We start from the raw sequence: 3,531 nt of genomic DNA, 5'->3' as shown, positions 1-3,531 counted from the left end.
GGCGTGGCGGCGGATCCGCGAGATCCACAACTCGGCGCAGCGCACCCTCGCCCCCTCCACCCGGGCCGCCGCCGACCTCATCGCGAACGGGGTGCCTCGCCGCCGGCGCTGCCGCCGCCGGCGCGTTCGGTGCCACCGGCGGCGCCGCCGGTGGGGCCGCCCTGGTCGCCGGTCTCGGCGCGGGCGGTGTCGGCCTGTACGACGACGTGGTCGGCGCGCGGCCGGAGCAGAAGGCGGCCAAGGGTTTCGCCGGGCACCTCGCCGCGCTGCGCGAGGGGCGGGTCACCGCCGGTCTGGTCAAGGTCGTCGGGGTGGGCGCCGTCGGGCTGGGCGCCGCCGCGCTGCTCGCCGCCGACTCCCGGGTCGCCGCGCACCCGCGCCGGCAGCGGCACGGTGCGTTCGGCCGGGGCGTCGACGTGCTGCTCGGCGCCGGTGTGATCGCCGGCACGGCCAACCTGCTCAACCTGCTCGACCTGCGGCCGGGCCGCGCCGTCAAGTCCGGGTTGTTGCTCGCGGCGCCGTTGACCGGCGGCCCGCAGGGCGGTATCGCGGCGGGCGCGGCCGGCGCCGCCGCCGGTCTGCTCCGCGACGACCTGGCCGAGGACGTGATGCTCGGCGACAGTGGCGCGAACGCGCTCGGGGCGGTGCTCGGCGTCGCGCTCGCCGCCCGGACCGGCCCGCTCGGCCGGGCCGGTCTGCTGGCCGTCCTGGCCGGGCTCACCGCCGCCAGCGAGAAGGTCAGCTTCACCGCGGTGATCCAGCGGACCCCGGGGCTGCGCGAACTCGACGCACTGGGCCGACGCGCCGACTGACGTGACCAGACCGGCACCCCTCGCCGGCGCCGGCCGGCTGGCCGGGGCAGCCGCGCTCATCGCCGTCCTCACCGTGGCCAGCCGACTCGCCGGCTTCGGCCGCACCGCCGTGTTCACCTGGAGCCTGGCGCCCACCGACCTCGGTGGCACCTACGTGGTGGCCAACGCGGTGCCGAACTTCATCTTCGAGATCGTCGCCGGGGGAGCGCTGGCCAGTCTCGTCGTACCGCTGCTCGCCGGTGCGGTCGCGGCGGGCGACCGGACGGCCGTGGCCCGGACCACCGGCGCGTTGCTGACCTGGACGCTGGCCCTGCTGGTCCCCCTCGCGCTGCTCGTGGTGCTGCTGGCCGGCCCGGTGGTCGAGTCGCTGGGCCACCACCTGACCACCGCCCAGCAGCAGAGCGGCGTGCGGATGCTGCGGGTCTTCGCGCCGCAGCTGCCGCTGTACGGGGTCGGCATCGTGCTCACCGGAGTGCTCCAGGCACACCGCCGTTTCGCCTGGCCGGTGCTCGCCCCGTTGCTGTCCAGCCTCACCGTCATCCTGGTGTACCTGGGGTTCACCGTCACGCAGGGCCGGTACGCCACGGTCGGCGGGGTGAGCGCCGGCGGTGAGTTGCTGCTCTCCGGCGGCACCACCCTCGGCGTGGTGGTGCTGTCGTTGTCGTTGCTGATCCCGGTCCGCCGGTTGCGCCTCGGGCTGCGACCCGGTTTCGGGTTTCCCGCCGACGCGCGGGCGAGGGTCGGCGGGTTGGCGGTGGCCGGCGCGGTCACCGTCACCACCCAGCAGATCGCGCTGATCGTCAGCCTGAACCAGGTCACCGCCGGAGCGCGGAGCAACCCGGGCGTCTACAACCTGGCGCAGACCGTCTACCTGCTGCCGTGGGCGGTGCTGGCGGTACCGCTGGCCATCGCCGCCTACCCGACCCTGGCGGCGGCGCGGGCCGCCGGGGACGAGCGCACCTACCGGGCGACCCTGGCGCCGGCCGTGCGTGGTGTGCTCCTGTTCAGTTGCCTCGGCACGGCCGCGTTGATCGGGACCGCCGGGCCGGTGGGGCACTTCTTCTTCCCGGCGGACACCGCGTCGACGGCCGCCGCCGCGATCATCGGGTACGCCCCCGGCCTGGTCGGCTACGGCCTCTTCGCGGTGCTCACCCGGGCGCTCTACGCGCGGGGCGAGACCCGGGCGGCGACGTTCGCCACGGCGGTCGGCTTCCTGGTGGTGCCTGCCGTCGTCCTGCTGCTCGGCGCGGTGCTGCCCCTGCGCGACCGGGTGCTCGCGGTGACGGCCGCGAACTCGGTGGGGATGCTGGTGCTGGGCGCTCTGCTGCTCCTGGCGGTGCGGCGCAGCGCCGGCCGTCCCGCCCTCGCGGGAGCGGCACGGGCCGCAGCGGCCGGTGGCCTCGCCGGTGTGCTCGCCGGGCTCGCCGGGCTGGGCCTCAGCCGTTGGCTCGACCAGTCGGACGGCGGCACCCCGACGACGGCGGCGGCGTTCGGTCAGGGCATGCTGTCCGGGGTTCTGGTTGGGGTTGTGTTCCTCGCCGTGGTCTGGTTCGTCGACCGGCGGGACGTACAGCCACTGCTCGCCGGGGTGCTGCGGCGTCTGGGCCGGCGGGGGCCGTCCGGCGGTGCGCCGACACCGGGCGCGGGCTCCGCGCAGCGGGGTGACGGGAAGGAGACGGCGACGCGATGACTGAGCCACCTCTGCCCGCCGGCTGGTCGGGCACCGTCGCGTTGGTGCTCGCGTCCAGCACCGGTGGGGTCGGCCAGCACGTCCGTTCGGTGGCCCGTGGCCTCGTCGCGGGCGGCGCCACAGTCCTGGTCTGCGGGCCCGCCGCCACCCAGGAGCAGTTCGACTTCACCGGTGTCGGTGCCCGGTTCGAGGCGGTGGAGATCCCGGCCAGCCCGACTCCGGCCGACGCGCGGGCGGTGCTCACGCTGCGCCGGGCGCTCGCCGCCGCCACCGTCGACGTGGTGCACGCGCACGGCCTGCGGGCCGGGTTGGTCGCCGTGCTGGCCCGTCCGGCCGTCCCGCTGATCGTCACCTGGCACAACGCGGTGCTCGCCGGGGGACTGCGGGGCGGGGTGTCCCGGCTCGTCGAACGTGTCGTCGCCCGGGGCGTGCGGGTGGCGCTCGGTGCCTCCGCGGACCTGGTGCGGCGGGCCGCCGAGGTGGGTGCCGCCGACGCCCGGCTCGCCCCGGTCGCCGCGCCGACGCTGCCCGCGCCGCGTCGACGCCCGGCGGCGGTACGCGCCGAGTTCGGCGTCCGCCCGGACCAGCCGTTGATCGTCTCGGTCGGTCGGTTGCACCCGCAGAAGCGCTACGACGTGCTGATCGACGCGGCGGCCCGCTGGCGTACGCGTACCCCGCCGCCGGTCGTGGTGATCGCGGGCAGCGGGCCGGCGTATCTGCCGCTCGCCGCGCGGACCTCCGCCGCCCGCGCACCGGTGACCCTGCTGGGGCACCGCACCGACGTGGCCGACCTGCTCGCCGGCGCCGACCTGGCGGTGGTGACCAGCGACTGGGAGGCGCGGCAACTCTTCGCCCAGGAGGCGTTGCGCGCCGGTGTGCCACTGGTGGCCACCGCTGTCGGCGGGCTCCCGGACCTGGTCGGCGACGCCGCCACGCTGGTTCCCGCCGGTGACGTGGACGCCCTCGACGCGGCCGTACGCGCGTTGCTGGACGACCCGGCGGCGCGGGCGGAGTTGGGCCGGCGCGGCG

General features: G+C 76.8%; 3 protein-coding genes. All 3 read left to right on the top strand.

Annotated elements, in window-relative coordinates:
- On the top strand, positions 1-812 hold an 812-nt coding region (locus tag ABZ749_RS31840; protein ID WP_357234342.1), incomplete at its 5' end, for a hypothetical protein.
- Between the two features lies 1 nt (position 813).
- Positions 814-2,502 carry a lipid II flippase MurJ gene (locus ABZ749_RS31835; RefSeq protein ID WP_357234339.1) on the top strand — a complete coding sequence of 563 codons (1,689 nt, stop codon included), beginning with the start codon at positions 814-816 and terminating at the stop codon, positions 2,500-2,502.
- A partial coding sequence (locus ABZ749_RS31830) for a glycosyltransferase family 4 protein (protein ID WP_357234336.1) occupies positions 2,499-3,531 on the top strand: 1,033 nt, incomplete at its 3' end. The genes ABZ749_RS31835 and ABZ749_RS31830, both read left to right, overlap by 4 nt.

Source organism: Micromonospora sp. NPDC047753, assembly GCF_040642735.1.
Classification (GTDB): domain Bacteria; phylum Actinomycetota; class Actinomycetes; order Mycobacteriales; family Micromonosporaceae; genus Micromonospora.
This window is presented reverse-complemented; position numbering and strand designations above follow the sequence as displayed.